Origin of the sequence: Desulfatiglans anilini DSM 4660 (genome assembly GCF_000422285.1) — a bacterium.
Classification (GTDB): Bacteria; Desulfobacterota; DSM-4660; order Desulfatiglandales; family Desulfatiglandaceae; genus Desulfatiglans; species Desulfatiglans anilini.
In genome coordinates this window covers 1-15,383 of record NZ_AULM01000029.1, presented here as the reverse complement: position 1 = coordinate 15,383, position 15,383 = coordinate 1, and the positions used below count along the sequence as shown (strand labels likewise).

Annotated in this window: 10 protein-coding genes, 1 tRNA gene and 1 pseudogene; 10 read left to right on the top strand and 2 right to left on the bottom strand. The window is 63.6% G+C overall.

The window, feature by feature from the left end:
• The first annotated feature begins 462 nt into the window (after positions 1–462).
• Positions 463–1,182: a thioredoxin-dependent peroxiredoxin gene (gene prxU, locus H567_RS27970; RefSeq protein WP_084517422.1), complete on the top strand. Its 720-nt coding sequence runs from the start codon at positions 463–465 to the stop codon at positions 1,180–1,182.
• A 255-nt stretch (positions 1,183–1,437) separates the two neighbouring features.
• Here the strand turns inward: prxU and radC are convergent, their stop codons facing one another.
• Complete coding sequence (gene radC / locus H567_RS0116230) at positions 1,438–2,172, bottom strand: RadC family protein (protein WP_028322203.1); 735 nt, start codon at positions 2,170–2,172, stop codon at positions 1,438–1,440.
• Positions 2,173–2,427: 255 nt separating this feature from the next.
• On the opposite strand from radC, the gene H567_RS0116220 reads away from it, so the two are divergent.
• The 9 genes from H567_RS0116220 to H567_RS0116180 all read left to right on the top strand — a co-directional run bounded on the left by H567_RS0116220 (position 2,428) and on the right by H567_RS0116180 (position 15,001).
• The gene (locus H567_RS0116220; protein WP_028322201.1) at positions 2,428–6,615 is read left to right on the top strand and encodes a PEP/pyruvate-binding domain-containing protein; all 4,188 of its coding nucleotides are present in this window, start codon (positions 2,428–2,430) and stop codon (positions 6,613–6,615) included.
• A 10-nt stretch (positions 6,616–6,625) separates the two neighbouring features.
• Complete coding sequence (locus H567_RS0116215) at positions 6,626–7,897, top strand: type I glyceraldehyde-3-phosphate dehydrogenase (protein ID WP_051185035.1); 1,272 nt, start codon at positions 6,626–6,628, stop codon at positions 7,895–7,897.
• Between the two features lie 54 nt (positions 7,898–7,951).
• Positions 7,952–8,827 (top strand): zinc dependent phospholipase C family protein, encoded by an 876-nt coding sequence (locus H567_RS0116210; RefSeq protein ID WP_028322199.1) that lies wholly within the window; start codon positions 7,952–7,954, stop codon positions 8,825–8,827.
• Complete coding sequence (mutL, locus tag H567_RS0116205) at positions 8,824–10,575, top strand: DNA mismatch repair endonuclease MutL (protein ID WP_028322198.1); 1,752 nt, start codon at positions 8,824–8,826, stop codon at positions 10,573–10,575. Before H567_RS0116210 ends, mutL begins: the two co-directional genes overlap by 4 nt.
• 92 nt (positions 10,576–10,667) lie before the next feature.
• Positions 10,668–11,636, top strand: a complete 969-nt coding sequence (miaA, locus tag H567_RS25440) for a tRNA (adenosine(37)-N6)-dimethylallyltransferase MiaA (protein WP_084517420.1) — start codon at positions 10,668–10,670, stop codon at positions 11,634–11,636.
• 123 nt (positions 11,637–11,759) lie between these two features.
• Complete coding sequence (locus H567_RS0116195; RefSeq protein WP_028322197.1) at positions 11,760–12,920, top strand: hypothetical protein; 1,161 nt, start codon at positions 11,760–11,762, stop codon at positions 12,918–12,920.
• Between the two features lie 5 nt (positions 12,921–12,925).
• Entirely contained in the window at positions 12,926–13,471 is a 546-nt protein-coding gene (gene pgsA / locus H567_RS0116190; RefSeq protein ID WP_028322196.1) for a CDP-diacylglycerol--glycerol-3-phosphate 3-phosphatidyltransferase, read from the top strand.
• Positions 13,472–13,506: 35 nt separating this feature from the next.
• Positions 13,507–14,751 (top strand): NupC/NupG family nucleoside CNT transporter, encoded by a 1,245-nt coding sequence (locus tag H567_RS0116185; protein WP_028322195.1) that lies wholly within the window; start codon positions 13,507–13,509, stop codon positions 14,749–14,751.
• A gap of 175 nt (positions 14,752–14,926) precedes the next feature.
• A tRNA-Val gene (locus tag H567_RS0116180) sits at positions 14,927–15,001 on the top strand.
• A gap of 139 nt (positions 15,002–15,140) precedes the next feature.
• Here H567_RS0116180 and H567_RS29055 read toward each other — a convergent pair.
• A pseudogene (locus H567_RS29055) lies at positions 15,141–15,383 on the bottom strand (IS1634 family transposase); the annotation flags it as partial.

Below are 15,383 nucleotides of genomic sequence, written 5' to 3'. Positions count from 1 at the left end.
ATTCTTGCTCTTTTGCCCGGAGAAGGTTATGTTAGGGGCGCATGACTGCCTTGATCGAAACGGACGGCCCCCGCCGCCGGCGGAGGAGCCGGTCCGGATCTTTCGCGGCACGCAAGCGATGCGTGAAGAAATGAGTGTCACCGTTAACTTGTTTCGATCCGGAAATGGTTTCCCTGGTACAATCGAGTTTGCAAATCGGAATTGAGGGCTTTTCTTCACACCCTTCGGGTGCTCAGCCCCATCCCGCAGGGATGGGTCCTGGTTTCTTCACTCCCCCCGGGTGCTCGGTTCCAGCGCTTCACTGTGGGTCCAGATTTGCCGATTTCAAGGAAATCGAGCGTTCATGTGCCGGCGGCCTGGGAGTCGCCGCACAAGCAAACGTGCAGATTGACGCCGAGATTGGCAGAAAAAGGACCATTTCCGGATGGAAACTTACTAACCATCGCGTAGAGGAGGATTTCTATGGCGGAAAAGCCGAAAGTGGGCTGTGCGCGTCCAACCGGCGGTTTGGTCGGACAGGCAGGTGAGGCCAAAGAACCGCAACCTTCGACACCGGCAAAGGAGGAAAGAAAGATGATCCAGGTGGGAAAACCAGCCCCCGATTTTGTCGCCCCGGCCTATCACAAGGGCGAGTTCACAGCCGTAAAGCTCTCGGAGTGTTTGGGGAAATGGGTGGTATTGTGCTTCTACCCCGGTGATTTCACCTTCGTCTGAGCGACCGAGATATCGGCGGTCGCCGATCGATATCCAGAGTTTCAGAAACTGGGGGTCGAGGTCCTGTCCATGAGCGTTGACAGTGTCTTCGTGCACAAGATGTGGAACGACTACGAATTGTCCAAGATGGTCAAAGGAGGCGTGCCTTTCCCAATGCTTGCCGACGGTGGGGGGAAGGTCGGGCTGGCCTACGGGGTGTACGATGAGGATGCCGGGGTCGAGAACCGCGGCCGGTTCATCATCGACCCGGACGGCGTGATCCAGGGATACGAGGTCCTGACGCCCCCGGTCGGGCGCCATGTCGCCGAGACCCTTCGCCAGATTCAGGCCTTCCAGCACGTCAGAGCGACCAAAGGGGCCGAGGCCACCCCATCGGGATGGCGGCCCGGCAAGCTCACCCTGAAGCCTGGGCCGGACCTCGTGGGGAAGGTCTGGGAGGTCTGGAAACCGGAAATGGAGCGCGAATAGCGCATTTTGAAGGGGCTGCATCCCCGCGGCCCTGCATCAGCCACATCCCTTGCCGGCGGCGGCCACCGTTCACGAAACGGTGCCGCCGCCGGCGTCTTCGGGCTTTGCCCCCGGCCGGTGCTCCCGGGGCCGAGCCGGGGCCGCTGCGCTTTTCATGGGCCTTTGCTGCAGGCGCCCTGGGCGCTCCTTTGGAGGGAGGCGCCTCCGGGGCTTTGGCATACGTCCTGCCCCCTGCCTGCGCGGCTCTTTGCGCTCTCAGATGGAGCGCAGGCGCTGGTCGTAATCCTCCGCATACCGCCGGATCTGCCCCTGGTCTGCGAAGCTGTAATAGGTGTTGTGTCCGATCACGATGTGGTCGAGGACCTGGATCATGAGGAGCTTTGCGGCCCAGACGAGGTCCCGCGTGAGGCGCTGGTCCTCCGGGGAGGGGGAGGGGTCGCCGGAAGGGTGGTTGTGGACGAAGACGAGAGCGGCCGCCTTGAGCTCCAGGGCCAGCCCCATGATCTCCCGGGGATAGACGGCGCTTCCGGTCAACGATCCGGCAAAGAGGTCCCGATCCTCGATCAGCATGTTCTTGCGGTTCAGAAACAGGACCTTGAAGACCTCGCGCTTGAGGTCCCGCATGCTGTGAAACAGGTAGTCGAAGATGCATTGCGATGAGGAGAAGAAGGGCTGGGCTGCGGCCCGGTCCCGAAGGTAGCGCGCAGCGGTCTGGTGAACGAGTTGGAGATACAGGGCGTTGCGGGCGCCGATCCCGGGTATGGCCGTCAGTTTTTCGAGGGGCGCCGAAAGGACCGCCGACAGGCTCCCCAGGCGCTTCATGGCCTCCCTCGCCGCCGGTTTGAGGTCCCCCCGGGGCGTTCCGAGCGTCAGCAGGAACTCCACCACTTCTTCATCCGAAAAGCGTTCGAGCCCGCCTTCCACAAAACGTTGACGCAGCCTCTCGCGATGGCCTTCGACGCGCCTGCGCCATGCGGCTTCGTCCTTCATGACCTGCCGTCAGAATCAAAAAGGGTTGAGGGTTTTTTCCTGGGGCCGCGAAGGGCTTTGCCTGAAATCGAGGAAAAGCTGGTCCGGGGGGGCAGCGCAACGGAAAGCGTAAAACCGGCCGCTTCGGGAAAGGGGGATTGCCTTGGGGGCCGTCGCGATGATAGAATAAAAAAAATATCCTCCGGAGTCAATCCACCTTATAGACACCCTCGGACTCCGCTTTCTTTTTATAGATTTCCTCAGGGTCTCCGCCGCATGGAAAAGCAACCGCCAGAATCTTGCGCACTCGAAGTCAACCTGGCCTGCACCCGCGTGGATGTCACCGTCGACGAGCGCTACCGGGTGATCGAACGGGTCATGGCGAAATACCCGGGTCTGAAGGAAGGCCTCGAGACGTACCTCGAGGAGGTCTGCCACCCTTACCGCAACTGGGCCTTTATCGTCAAAGAGACCCGGGGGTACGCGCTGAACTATTTCCACGCGTTGAAGACCCACCCCGAGGGGGTCGAAGCGGCCGGGGTTTACTGCGACATCTTCTTCATGGCGCTTGGATCCGCGGGGACCAAATCGGTCAAGCAGGATGCCGCGGACAACCTGCTTGTGCTGCTTCAGAAGATCATCCGGGAAGGCGTCCGGGAGGCCCCGGCCTTCTATGCGCTCCTGGACCGCGTGTTCGAATCGATCCGGTGCCTGGAGGAGGGCCTCTTCCGGCGCTTCGTCCGGAGTTTCTACCGCATCAACCGCCTGGGGCGCGAGCTGATCGACGCGGGGCCCCCCGACTGCACCGTCGCCGCCCTGCGCCGCCTTCTGGCGGATTATTACCGGGCCGCCTATGACGAGTGGATGGCGCAGCCCGATCCACTGGAATGGTTTCGGGCCGAGGCGGCGCCGGACACGAAGGCGGTGCCCGAAGACGCCTTCGCCGATCTCCAGCATGCGAGGCTGGCGGCCGCGCGCGAAGACCTCGAACAGGCGCTCCGCTCCTCCGAGGAGGACGGCCTGAAGCCCGTCGAGCGCATCCTGGCGCTCCCCGGCTACGGGGAGATCGTAGCCGCCTATGAAGCGGCCCCGAGGGCGATCGAGGAGGCGGGCGGCGGCGGTGAGACGGGCCGGATGTGGAAGCTCTGGTTCCTGCTGCACATGATGGATCTGGAGGGGCTCGCCGTTCTGCACGAAGAGATCCTGCGCGAGATCAACCGGACGCTCGTCCGCCTGATCGAGCACGAGGGCCCCGAGCGGGTCCGGGAGGCCCTCGAGAAGACCTTTACCATCCTGAAGCGCATGGCGGGCGCCTATCCGGGGACGGCCCTGACCTGCGTCCTGAATCTCGGCCAGGCCGTTTACAAGACCGGGGACTGCGGGCTGATCCTCTTTTTCCAGGACCACGCGATCGGCATGGGCTTCGAGGCGCCCGATTTCCGGGGGGTCACCGACGAGTGGCAGCTCCAGGCCAACGATGCGCACGTACAGAACATCCGCACGTGGCTCGGGTTGATCGAATGCGAGCCGCGCTGGAGCAGGCGGTTGCTGTCGGCGCTGATCGTCCACTTGGGGCTGAGCGGCGTCCTCATCCGGGACACCGACCTCTTCCCCCGCGACATCACCGCGCTCCTGAACAGCGGCGTTCGCCCCGTCTACAATCTCGTCAAGCAGTTGGCGCGTCTCTTCCCGTCCTATTTCAACGACATCGGCGCCGAGGGCCCCCTGCGCGACGTGAGCACGCGCCTGGATGAGATCACGCGCCGCGACGACGCGCTGGTCCATTTCGTCCGCAAACAAAGCCATGTCGAGAGCAGCAACCGGATCGTCGGGCTGATGGAGGGGCTGCTGCACTACTGGCTGACCCGGGAGAAAATCCCCCTCGAACCCTATGTCCCGCTAGGCCTTTATGAGCGCCTCGGCAGCGAAGGCCCTTTCCTGGACGGCGTTCATGCGGTCCTCAGCCAGGCCGCCGAAGCGGCGGGGGCGCGGGGTGTCGAGGACCTGCTCGAGATCCCGGATGAGACGATCGCCGAGGCTTCCGATGTCGACCCCAAGGAGGCCGAACGGGTGCGGCTCGCGATCCGCCTCTACCGCCTCCTTTTTCAAAAATACGAACACGGCTACACCGACCTCGAGTCCTATCTCGGCGTAGTCAGACCGGGGGTCCTGCCCGGGGTGGAGCGTCTTAGGGAGGCGCTCCACGTGGCCGATCCGGTCAGCCAGCTCGAAGGCCTCCTCGACCACCTGGAGGAGCTGAAGGACCTGATCCTGTCCGACGAGCGCTTCGAGGCCCAGGAAGACATCTATCACAAGCGGCACTTCGCGGTGGACATCCCCTCCACCTACGGGAGCTACCACGAGCCGAAATTCGATGCCCTCGGGCTGACCTTCAGGCTCGAAGCCCTGGTCAACGTGCGCTTCGAAAACCTGCTCGAAAGGATCGAACTCGGATTCGTCACCCGTGGGGGCTTCCGGGAGATCCGGAACACCCTGCGCCTCTTCACGCGCGCCCTTGCGGTGGACGGCATCCTGAGCCAGGAGCTCGAACGGCAGCTGGACCTCCTGGATCATTCCCTGGCGATCCGGGGGTTTTCGGCCGGCCAGTATGTGGACATTTTTCAGGGCTTCTCGCGGGCCGTCGGGAACATCGTCCAGGACTATTTCAACAACATCCACCAGGAAAACCTGCTGAGGGCGGCCTCCGAGGTCCCTCTGACGCGGATCCTCCCCCGTTTCAGGGACCCGCAGGAACCGGAAGGCGGGGAGGCGGACCGCACGCGGCTTGCCCAGCGAATAAGCGAGATCTTCCTGCGCGATCGGATCGCTTCTTCGCTCGGCCTTCAGCCGTTGGATCGCCTCATCGGCCGGATTCTCGACACGCTCAGGAAACAGGCGGCGGAGCTGCCGCCCGAGTCGCTTCGTCTGCTCCTGGACTATGAGCCGCAGCGCGCTGTGACGCCGTTTCACCCGGTCAAGCCGGAGGTGAAGGACGTCATCCATTTAGGGAGCAAGGGGCTGAATCTCGTCCGCATCCAAGAGCTGGGGCTGCCCGTGCCCCCTGGATTCATCGTCACGACCGATGTCTTCCGCGGCCGGGAGCTGGTCCGGGATTACGAACCGGTGCGCCGGCGCTTCGAAGCGGATCTCCGGCGCGGGATCGCGCGCCTCGAAGAGGAGACCGGGCGGGGCTTCGGCCGGCCCGAGAAGCCGCTCCTCCTGGCGGTCAGAAGCGGCGCGTCGATTTCGCTGCCGGGCATGATGACGACTTTCCTCAATATCGGACTCGACGAAACGATCGTTCAGCGCCTGGCGGAGGAGAGCGGCAACGCGTGGTTCGCCTGGGACACGTTTCGGCGGCTCCAGCAGTCCTTCGGGATGGCGGGGGGCATCGCGCGGGACCGTTTCGACGATCTCATGGAGGAGCACAAGGCCGGGGCCGGCGTACGCCACAAGCGGGAGTTTTCGGACGACCGGATGAAGGATCTCGCACTGGCCTATGCGGCGCTTGTCCGCGGCCAGGGGATCCTGGTCCCGGATGAGCCGATGGAACAGTTGATGGCTGCGTTGCACCTGGTGTTCGATTCCTGGTTTGCGCCGAAGGCCGCCGCATACCGGAAGATCATGGGGATCTCGGATGATTGGGGGACTGCCGTGACGGTGCAGGGCATGGTCTTCGGCAACCGGTCGCGGGATTCGGGCGCGGGGGTGCTTTTCACCCACAGCCCGCGGATGCCTGCCGACATGGTGCGCCTCTGGGGGGACTTCACCCCGGGCAATCAGGGGGAGGATGTGGTCTCGGGCCTGGTGACGACCCTCCCGGTTTCGGAACAGCAGGCAGCCATGGAAGACCGCGCCGGGGAGGGCTCCCTCGAAACCCTCTTCCCGGAAATATATCTTGCCCTGAAGCGCTATGCCGAAAGGCTGATCGATCAGAACGGCTGGACCCCGCAGGAGATGGAGTTCACCTTCGAGGGGCCTCAGCCGGAGCGCCTCTATTTTCTTCAGACCCGCGACATGGGGATCCGCGAGCGGAAGCAGGTCCAGGCCTTCGACATCGCGGACGGTGAGCCGCCGCGGGTGCTGGGGCACGGCGTGGGCGTCAGCGGCGGCGCGATGGTCGGGCGCGTGGTCTTCAAGCGGGAAGAGATCGCAGACTGGCGTCAGCGGGAGCCGGAGACGCCCCTGGTCCTGGTGCGGGGGGACACAGTGCCGGACGACATCGTCGAGATCCACGAGGCCGACGGGCTTCTGACCGCGCGGGGCGGGGCCACCTCGCATGCGGCGATCGTGGCCCATCGGCTCGGCAAGACCTGCGTGGTGGGGTGCACAGCGCTCGTCTGCATGGAAAAGGACAGCGCCTGCTCGCTCGACCGCCAGGTTTTGAATGCCGGGGACTGGATCAGTCTTGACGGGAGGAGCGGGACGGTTTACCTTGGAAAATTAAAGGTTCGAACGGCATAAGGAGGTTGCTATGGCGGATATCATCGGCGGCGGATCCGGTCAGGGACGCAAACTTGGCATCAACGGCCTCGGCCGCATCGGCAAGATGACGCTCTGGCACCACGTGGCCCGGAAATATTTCGGGGAGGTGGTGGTCAACGTCGGGCGCGGTGTGGGCACCTCCCTCGCGGATCTCGCGCACTATATGGTTCATGACTCGACCTACGGGTCGCTCGGCGGCTACCTTTACGGTTATCAAGCGGGCCCGGTGGTCGAAGCGCTCGACGAATCGGCCGGCACCCTGCGCCTGGACGGCGTGCCGGTGAAGGTCCTGCGGGAGACGCGCAACCCGGCCGAGATCGCCTGGGCCGCGAACGGGGTCGAACTGGTGGTCGACACGACCGGGCAGTTCATCGATCCCACCCTGCCCGTGGACGCCCCGAAGGGGAGTGCGCGCGGGCACCTGGCCGCAGGGGCGCGCAAGGTGATCGTGTCCGCGCCCTTCAAGATCAAGGACAAGTCCAAATCCATGCCTGGGGATGCGGTGACGACCGTCATGGGCGTAAACGAGGACGCCTACGACCCGAAGGTGCACAAGATCGTCTCGAACGCCTCGTGCACGACCACCTGTTTGGCGCACATGGTGAAGCCGCTGCTCGATCGCTTCGGGGCCGACCGGATCCTGACGGCCTCGATGGCCACGATCCACGCCGTGACGTCCTCCCAGCAGGTCCTCGACCGGATGCCGGGCGCGGGGGCGACCGATCTGCGGAAGAACCGCGGCATCCTGAACAACATCATCCTCACGAGCACGGGGGCCGCCAACACGCTCGGGCTCGTCATCCCCGAGATGAAGGACATCGGGTTCATGGCGGAATCGGTCCGGATTCCGAACTCGACCGGCTCCCTCGTCATCCTCGTCGTGAATCTGCAGGAGGACCCCACCGGGGAGGGCATCCGCCGGGAGGACATCAACGCTGTTTACCGTGAGGCTGCGCAGCAGGATTCGCGCGGGTACCTCCATTACTCGGAGGAGCAGAACGTTTCCTCCGACATCATCGGGCTGCCGCGCGCGGCGGCCTTGATCGAGGGGCACGAGACGCTCACGCGGACCGCGGAGGTGGCGATCGACCTCGGAAAGGTCTGCGGCATCGACGCGCGCCCCGCAGCGGGCGCGCCGGCCGAACGCGTGCGGATCGCCATCACGCAGGCGGTCATCTATGGCTGGTACGACAACGAACTCGGATGCTACGTCAACATGCTCGGCGATCGGACGGTCTCCATCGCAGAAGCGATGGAATGATCCGTTGGCCGCCTTTTCGGCGGCGAAGCCATCATAAAGGAGTGCAAAGCGACTTTGGGGCGAAAACGGTTTTTTCTGAAGGTTCTGTGTTTTGTCGGACTGGGTACCTTCATTCAATGGCTGCAGGCCGATTGGGCCTTGGCGTGGGGGCCGGGGGTCCACACCCTCACTGCCCTCCATTTGATGGGGCATCTGAAGGAGATCCTGCCGGCCATCGCCGGGGCGGTGACCGCCTATCCCTTCGAATACCTTTACGGCTGCATGGCGGCCGATTTTTTCATCGGCAAGGGGAAGAAGAAGGCCGACGATCATCCGCACCACTGGGAGGGCGGGTTCCAGTTTCTCGCGGAGGCCCGCGACGATCAAGAACGCTCCTATGCCTATGGGTTTCTGTCCCACCTCGCGGCGGATGTCGCGGCGCATCATATCTTCATTCCCAAGATGCTCAGCCTCTTCCCGCCCGGAAACCGGATGGGCCATCTGTACTGGGAGCTCAAGGCCGATTACTGGATCGGGACCGATTATACGCAGCTGGCCAACCGGGTTCTCAAGATGGACCACCAAAACTGCGACGCCATCCTCGGGTTCATCGGCGGGAAGAGCCGGGGCCGGATGAGCGCCAGCAAGCTCCTCTACACCCAGTCGGTCAAGTTCACCGGTTTCGTGAATGCCAACCGCGAAGCGATCTGGGGGATGCGCGCGCCGCGCTGGCCGCTCTTCGAGCAGTATCTGGCGTTGACGCTCGATCTTTCCTGCCGACTGGTGCAGGATGTCCTCACGCGCCCCGATGAGAGCTCCTGCCTTCGCTTCGACCCGATGGGCAAGGTGCCGATCGAGACGGCCTGCCGCAAGTGGTTTTCGCGGCATCTGCGGAGCAGTGCCAAGCGGCCGGCGCCGTTTGTGATCGATCCTGATCTGCTGAAGCTATGAACGTCATCCATGTTTTGCCCCAACGGCTGGCGAGTCAGATCGCGGCCGGCGAGGTAATCGACCGCCCCGCCTCGGTCGTGAGGGAACTGATCGACAACGCGATCGATGCAGGGACCGACCGGGTCTCGGTGGAGATCGGCAAGGGGGGCCGGACCTCGATCCGGGTGGCGGACCGTGGGGTGGGCATGAGCCGCGAGGATCTGGCCCTGTGCGTCGAACGCCACGCGACCAGCAAGATCCGGAGCGCAGAGGACCTCTCCGCCATCCGCACCCTGGGGTTCCGCGGGGAGGCGCTGCCGAGCATCGCCTCCGTCTCCCGCTTTTCTATCACCTCCCGGCCTCATCATGAGATCGCCGCCTTCCGGCTCGAGATGGAGGGCGGGGGGAGGTGCACCATCATCGAGGCAGGCGCCCCGCCGGGGACGACAGTCGAGGTGCGTGATCTGTTTTTCAATCTGCCGGCCCGCCGGAAGTTCCTTCGGGCGGACCGCACCGAAGGCCGCTACGTCGTCGACACGGTGACGCAGATGGCCATGCCTTTCCCCGAGATCGCCTTCGAACTGGAGGAGGACGGCCGGGAGCTGCTGAGCCTCCCTGCTTCGGACAAGCCCGTGATCCGCTTTTCGGCTCTGGTTGGGCGCGACGTCGCTGAAGCGATGGCGGATCTCAAGAGTGAATGGGGCGGCTTCAGGGTCCGCGTCTTCACGGCGCCCGGAGAGTTTAGCCGAAAGCGGCCGGACCGTCTTCTGATCTATGTGAACCGCCGATACATCCGGGACCGGCTGATCCACCGTGCGGTGATGGACGCCTACGGCCAGCGGCTGATGCGGGGCCAGTACCCCCAGGCTCTGGTCTTTGTCGAGATGGACCCCGAAGAGGTCGATGTCAACGTACACCCGACGAAGCAGGAGGTCCGCTTCCGCAATGCCCAGGCGGTCTTTCGGGCGGTCTTCGAGACGGTTCAGAGGTCTTTCGGTGCCCCGTTGACGGCGGCTTTTGCAGGAGCCCCGCCGCCTCGGATGGACGCAGCCCCCCCGCCTGTCGAACAGTCGCTCCGGTTCCGTGCCGCGGAGCCTGAACGCACCTACGGTCCGATGGCCTCGGATCCATCGGATCCGCCGCCGTGGCGTTTCATCCCGGAGGAGGAGCCGGAGGCGCCTGGCGGAGAGGCTCGACCCCTTTCCGTGATCGGCCAGCTGGGGCGAAGCTACATCCTTTGCGAGGCGGCCGAGGGCCTGCTCATGGTGGACCAGCATGCCGCACACGAACGGGTGGTCTACGAGGCCCTCAAAGAGCAGGTCCGGGACGGACGCCTGGCCACCCAGGCCCATCTCTTCCCCCTGGAGATCGAGCTGGGTGCGCGGGAGGCGCGCACGGCGCTCGAGCAGCGGGAACAGCTCCTGCGGGTCGGCATCGAACTCGATCATTTCGGGGGCAACACGTTCCTCGTGAGGGCGGTGCCCGCCGTCTTGAAGGACCGGGACTGGCGAAAGCTCCTGGCGGATCTCCTGGCCCTCGCCGAGGAGGGCCGCACCTTGAGGGGTGAGGATCTTCTCGATCGGATGCTGATCACAATGGCCTGCCACGGTGCCATCCGGGCCGGGGACAGGCTCGTGCGCGAGGAGATGGAGCGGCTGCTCGAGCAGTTGAAGGGCCTCGATGTGCCCGATCACTGCCCCCACGGGAGGCCGGTCTTCCGGCAGATCCGCTACACCGAGCTCGAGAGGATGTTCAAACGCACGGTGTAGGCGTGTCTCGAGCGTTTCCTCGATGGAGGCCGAAGAGCTCGGGTCTCAGGGCATCGTTTATACATGCCGCAATGACGGCCTGAAGGGAGACAATGCATCGGGAACGGTCCAAGGTCATCGTGATCGCCGGACCGACGGCCGGCGGCAAGACCGCGTTGGCGGTCGAACTGGCGCAGCGCCTCGACGCTGAGGTGGTGAACGCCGATTCCATGCAGGTTTACCGCGGGATGGATATCGGTACGGCGAAGCCTTCGCTTTCCGAGAGGGCCGGGGTTCCTCATCACCTGCTCGACGTCGTGGACCCCGACCAGCCGTTCAACGCGGCGATCTTCCGCTCCCTGGCGCTTCCAGCCGTCCATGACATCGTCCGCCGCGGCAGGGTCTGCCTGGTCGTGGGCGGAACAGGGCTCTATATCCGGAGCCTCCTCGGGGGTCTGATGCCCGTGCCGCCGTCCGATCCGGCCGTGAGGAATGCCCTGATCGCGGAATGGAAGGATGGCGGCCTCGAGCGCCTCTATGCGAGGCTCGAACGACTGGATCCCGAGGCTGCCGCGAAGATCCACCCGCACGACGGGCTGCGGATCACACGGGCCCTGGAGATTCTGGCCCTGACCCGGCGGAAGGCCTCCGCCCTGGTCCGTGCCCACGGGTTCGGCGACAGGACGCTGAGCGCCCTGAAGATTGGTCTGGACGTTCCAAGATCGAAGCTTTATGAGAAGATCGATGTGCGCAGCCTCCACATGATGCGCTTGGGCCTGGTCGAAGAGACCGAGGGTCTCCTCCGCAGCGGGTTCTCCCCGGACCTGAAGCCGATGCAGGCGATCGGGTATCGCCATGCCGTGGGTTTTTTACAAGGCCGGTGGTCTATGGATGAAACGGCGGCGCTGCTCCAGCGGGACACCCGGAGGTATGCGAAGCGGCAGTTGACCTGGTTCAAGGCGGATCCGGAGATGCATTGGATGGCGCCCGAGGCGGTGGACAGAGTGCTCGCCGTGATCCGGAGGCACCTCGAAACAGACGACGGTGCGCTAAGAGATTCGAGCGGCGCGAGGGCTGGCTGATTGAAGATGGCCGGTCCTTTGCATCTGGCGGGCATTGAGGTTCAGAAGCTGCAGGCGGCCGGGTTTTCACCCTGAGTCTTTCTGCAGCCGAGGCACGATATCGTTTCAGCAAGGGGAGGGTTGATGAAGTATATAAAGGGAGCAGCGCTGCTGGCGATCCTCTGGACCGCGTTGACAGGAGCCGCCTTCGCGCAGATGAAGGAGCCGCCGGACCGGTACGTGATCGGCAGTTCGTCCATAAAGGCGGGGAATCAGGCGGCAGCCAGGCAGGGGGCGATCGCCGCCGCCCTCGCGAAGGGGATCGAGGCGGCTGTGGCTGACCGCGTGGAGAGCGCGCAGCTTGCGTCCGGGCTTGAAAGGGTTGTCAAGGACGTGCTCCCGAGATCGGCGGAACTTGTCCAGGAGTATGCCATCCTGCAGGAGGTCGCATCGGAAGGGAGCCTCTTTGTGCTCGTCAGGCTGCGGGTGAACGACGCCATGCTCGAGAAGGAGCTTCAGAAAGCGGGCCTCCTCCAAGAAGCGAACGCCCCGATCAAGATCCTGTTCATGGTGTCCGAGAAGCGGGACGGCGAACCGGCCTGCTGGTGGAAAGACCCCATGGCGCAGCCGGCGCTCGACACGACCGAGATCCTTCTGCATCAGACGTTCCAGGATCTGGGTTACGAGCCGGTGAACCGGGTGACCGCCTTCCCGGGCAAAGACATCGCCGCGTCGATGCGGGCTCTGGACCTGCGGGGCGAGGACATCTACCGCTGGGGTGGGTTGTATGGGGTGGAATGGGTGCTCTCGGGCCGAAGCGAGGTTCAAAGCGAGGGGAAGGTTTCCCTCGACCTGAAGGTCTATGATGTGCGCGCTCGGAAGGTGTTGGCTCAAAGCCGCGTCGTCGAGAGTCCGGGGGGTGGCGGGAGTGTGGAAGAGTCCGATCTGGCCGCATTGGACAGGGCGGTCCGGAAGGCGGCCGCCGAGCTTCAGCAGGGGCGTTCAGCGGCCCCGGACCGTGCTTCGGGTGAAGTGAGGACGCTCGAGGTGTTTTTGAAAGGCTTCCGATCCTATGAGGAAGTAAACCGGTTCCAGAGCTTTCTTGCAAGCGGCGTCCCCGGCGTGCAGTCGGTCAAACCCAGCCGCGCCGGGCGCGATGGGGTCGGCTACGAGGTCCTCTTCAGGGGCGACGCGGCGCAGCTGCTCACGGTCGTCGATCAGAGCCCGAACCGCCCCTTCGCGATGAGGGGGGAAACAGGTCCTGACGGTGCGCTGATCTTTTCCGTTTCACCTTCGGGTTATTGAGCGATATGACGGTCCCGAATCTGATCACCAGCCTGCGGGTCATCCTGGTGCCGATCTTCGTCATTTACCTCCTGGATGACCGGTTGACCGCCGCCCTGATCGTCTTTGTCATCGCCGGGGTGAGCGATGGGGTCGACGGCTTCATCGCGCGCGCCTTCAATCAAAAAAGCCAGATCGGCGCCTTCCTCGATCCCCTTGCCGACAAGATCCTGCTGGTGGCTGCCTTCATCGTCCTGGCGGCCCGCGGCTTCATCCCCGTGTGGCTCACGGTGGTTGCCATCAGCCGGGATGTGCTGATCCTCCTGGGGGTCCTCATCCTCTTCATCACCCGGCATGAAGTGGTCATGTGCCCGTCCGTGGTCAGCAAGATCACGACCTTTTTTCAGCTCCTCAGCATATTCGTGGTGCTGTCCGATGAGAAACTCCACCTGCGGGGGTTGGTCGGTGAGCCGGTGTTCTGGGTGACGGGGGCGTTGACCGTCGTCTCCGGTCTCCATTACATGCGTTACTGGTTTAGAAAAATGAGCGAGGAGGAAACGCCGCGCCTCTGAGCGTCCCCCTGGCAGGGGCCGGGCGTTTGCGCATTATGGAGCACCTGCAGAGTCTGCTCGGTTTGTTGACGCTGGTTGCGGCCGCCTGGTTTTTCTCGGAGAACCGGCGGGGGGTGAGGCTGCGCATTGTCTGCACCGGCCTTGCGCTGCAGGTCCTTTTGGCCGTCCTCTTTTTGAGGCTGCCGGGCAGCCGTGGCCTCTTTTTTTCACTGAACACCGTCGTCGGCTTCATCGAGGAGGCGACCCGCGCAGGAACCGGATTCGTCTTCGGTTACCTGGGCGGGGCCGAGCTGCCTTTCGACGAGAAGGCACCCGGGTTGAGCTACGTCTTTGCCTTCAGGGGCCTCCCGCTTGTTCTGGTCATAGGGGCCCTGTCTTCTCTCCTCTTTTACTGGAGGATCATTCCGGCTGTGGTCCGGTCCTTCTCCTGGGTGCTGGTGCGGCTGATGCGGATCGGCGGGGTCGAAGGCCTTGGGAGCGCGGTCAATGTCTTTGTCGGGATGGTCGAATCCCCGCTGATCGTGAGGCCCTATATGGCAAAGGTCTCGAGAAGCGAGCTCTTCACGATCATGACCTCGGGGATGGCGACCATCGCGGGTACGGTGATGGTCCTTTACGCCGGCATCCTCAGCCGGGTGGTGCCGGACATCATGGGGCACCTTCTGACGGCCTCCCTGATCAGCGTTCCGGCGGCCATTACGGTCGCCAAGGTGATGGTCCCGGAGGAGGGCGAGCCGTCCTCCGGCGACATCGCCATCCCGCGCATGGCGGACAGCTCCATGGACGCCATTACCAAGGGGGCGCTCGAGGGGGCGAAGCTCCTCATCGGCATCATCGCGATGCTGGTCGTTCTGGTCGCCCTGGTCAAGCTCGTCAATCTGATTCTGGCGATCGGGCCCGACATCCACGGCAGCGCCTTGACGTTCCAGCGCATCCTCGGCTGGGTCATGGCCCCGGTCACCTGGCTCATGGGCGTTCCGTGGGCCGAAGCGCACATCGCGGGCGCCCTGATGGGCACCAAGACGGTCCTGAACGAACTCCTGGCCTACATCGATCTGTCCAATCTGCCCGAGGGCGCCCTGAGCATGAGGAGTCGTCTGATCATGATCTACGCCATGTGCGGCTTCGCCAATTTCGGGTCCCTCGGAATCATGATCGGCGGCATGGGGACCATGGCGCCCGAGAGGCGGAGTGAGATCGTGGCCCTAGGGCTGAAATCCATCGTGGCCGGCACCCTCGCCACCTGCATGACCGGAGCGCTGGTAGGGATCATCCTCTAGCCCGCCGCCGACACGGATCCCGTTCGGCAAGTGATGGTGGGATGCCCCCCCGTTTGCGGGTGGAAGCGGATGCGCGTGCCGCAACGCACCTTGGGTCGGCAAGACAAAATCGCGCGCAAGCAAGAATTGATCTTGACAAGAACCCCCGGCCCCTGCTATCTAACAAGCTTTCCACAGGCACGTAGCTCAGGGGGAGAGCACTACCCTGACACGGTAGGGGTCCGGGGTTCAAATCCCCGCGTGCCTACCAGAACAAAACCAAAGACTTAGGCCAGAGACTTCATGTCCTGGCCTATCTTTTTTTCGGTCTAAATCTGTTAGCCCAAGTTTGCCATTTTTTTTACCGAAAGCTGATATTTCAGTATGTTAGTCGATTTTATGGTCACTACTCATTTTACGGTCGCGATTTTTTTCGGCATGGGGACCTCCTTTAGCCCGAGGTGCTGATAGATTTCCTGATGTTCGGGTTCAGCGCTGCTACAGAGGCGCAGATGCTTGCGCTGGACCGTATCCTGTTCTTTGACATTGAACTCGATGGTCAGGCGTTGGTGGGTCGAGAGGATATCTCGGACAGTGAGCCATGAACGATGGTCGCCACACAGGCGCAGCTTGTGTTCAATGATGTGCAGGAT

Coding starts and splice junctions, on each gene's coding strand:
- radC (WP_028322203.1), bottom strand. CDS start 2,172: ATGAAGGACGAAGCCGCATGGCGCAGGCGCGTCGAAGGCCATCGCGAG.
- H567_RS0116220 (WP_028322201.1), top strand. CDS start 2,428: ATGGAAAAGCAACCGCCAGAATCTTGCGCACTCGAAGTCAACCTGGCC.
- H567_RS0116215 (WP_051185035.1), top strand. CDS start 6,626: ATGGCGGATATCATCGGCGGCGGATCCGGTCAGGGACGCAAACTTGGC.
- mutL (WP_028322198.1), top strand. CDS start 8,824: ATGAACGTCATCCATGTTTTGCCCCAACGGCTGGCGAGTCAGATCGCG.
- miaA (WP_084517420.1), top strand. CDS start 10,668: ATGCATCGGGAACGGTCCAAGGTCATCGTGATCGCCGGACCGACGGCC.
- H567_RS0116195 (WP_028322197.1), top strand. CDS start 11,760: ATGAAGTATATAAAGGGAGCAGCGCTGCTGGCGATCCTCTGGACCGCG.
- pgsA (WP_028322196.1), top strand. CDS start 12,926: ATGACGGTCCCGAATCTGATCACCAGCCTGCGGGTCATCCTGGTGCCG.
- H567_RS0116185 (WP_028322195.1), top strand. CDS start 13,507: ATGGAGCACCTGCAGAGTCTGCTCGGTTTGTTGACGCTGGTTGCGGCC.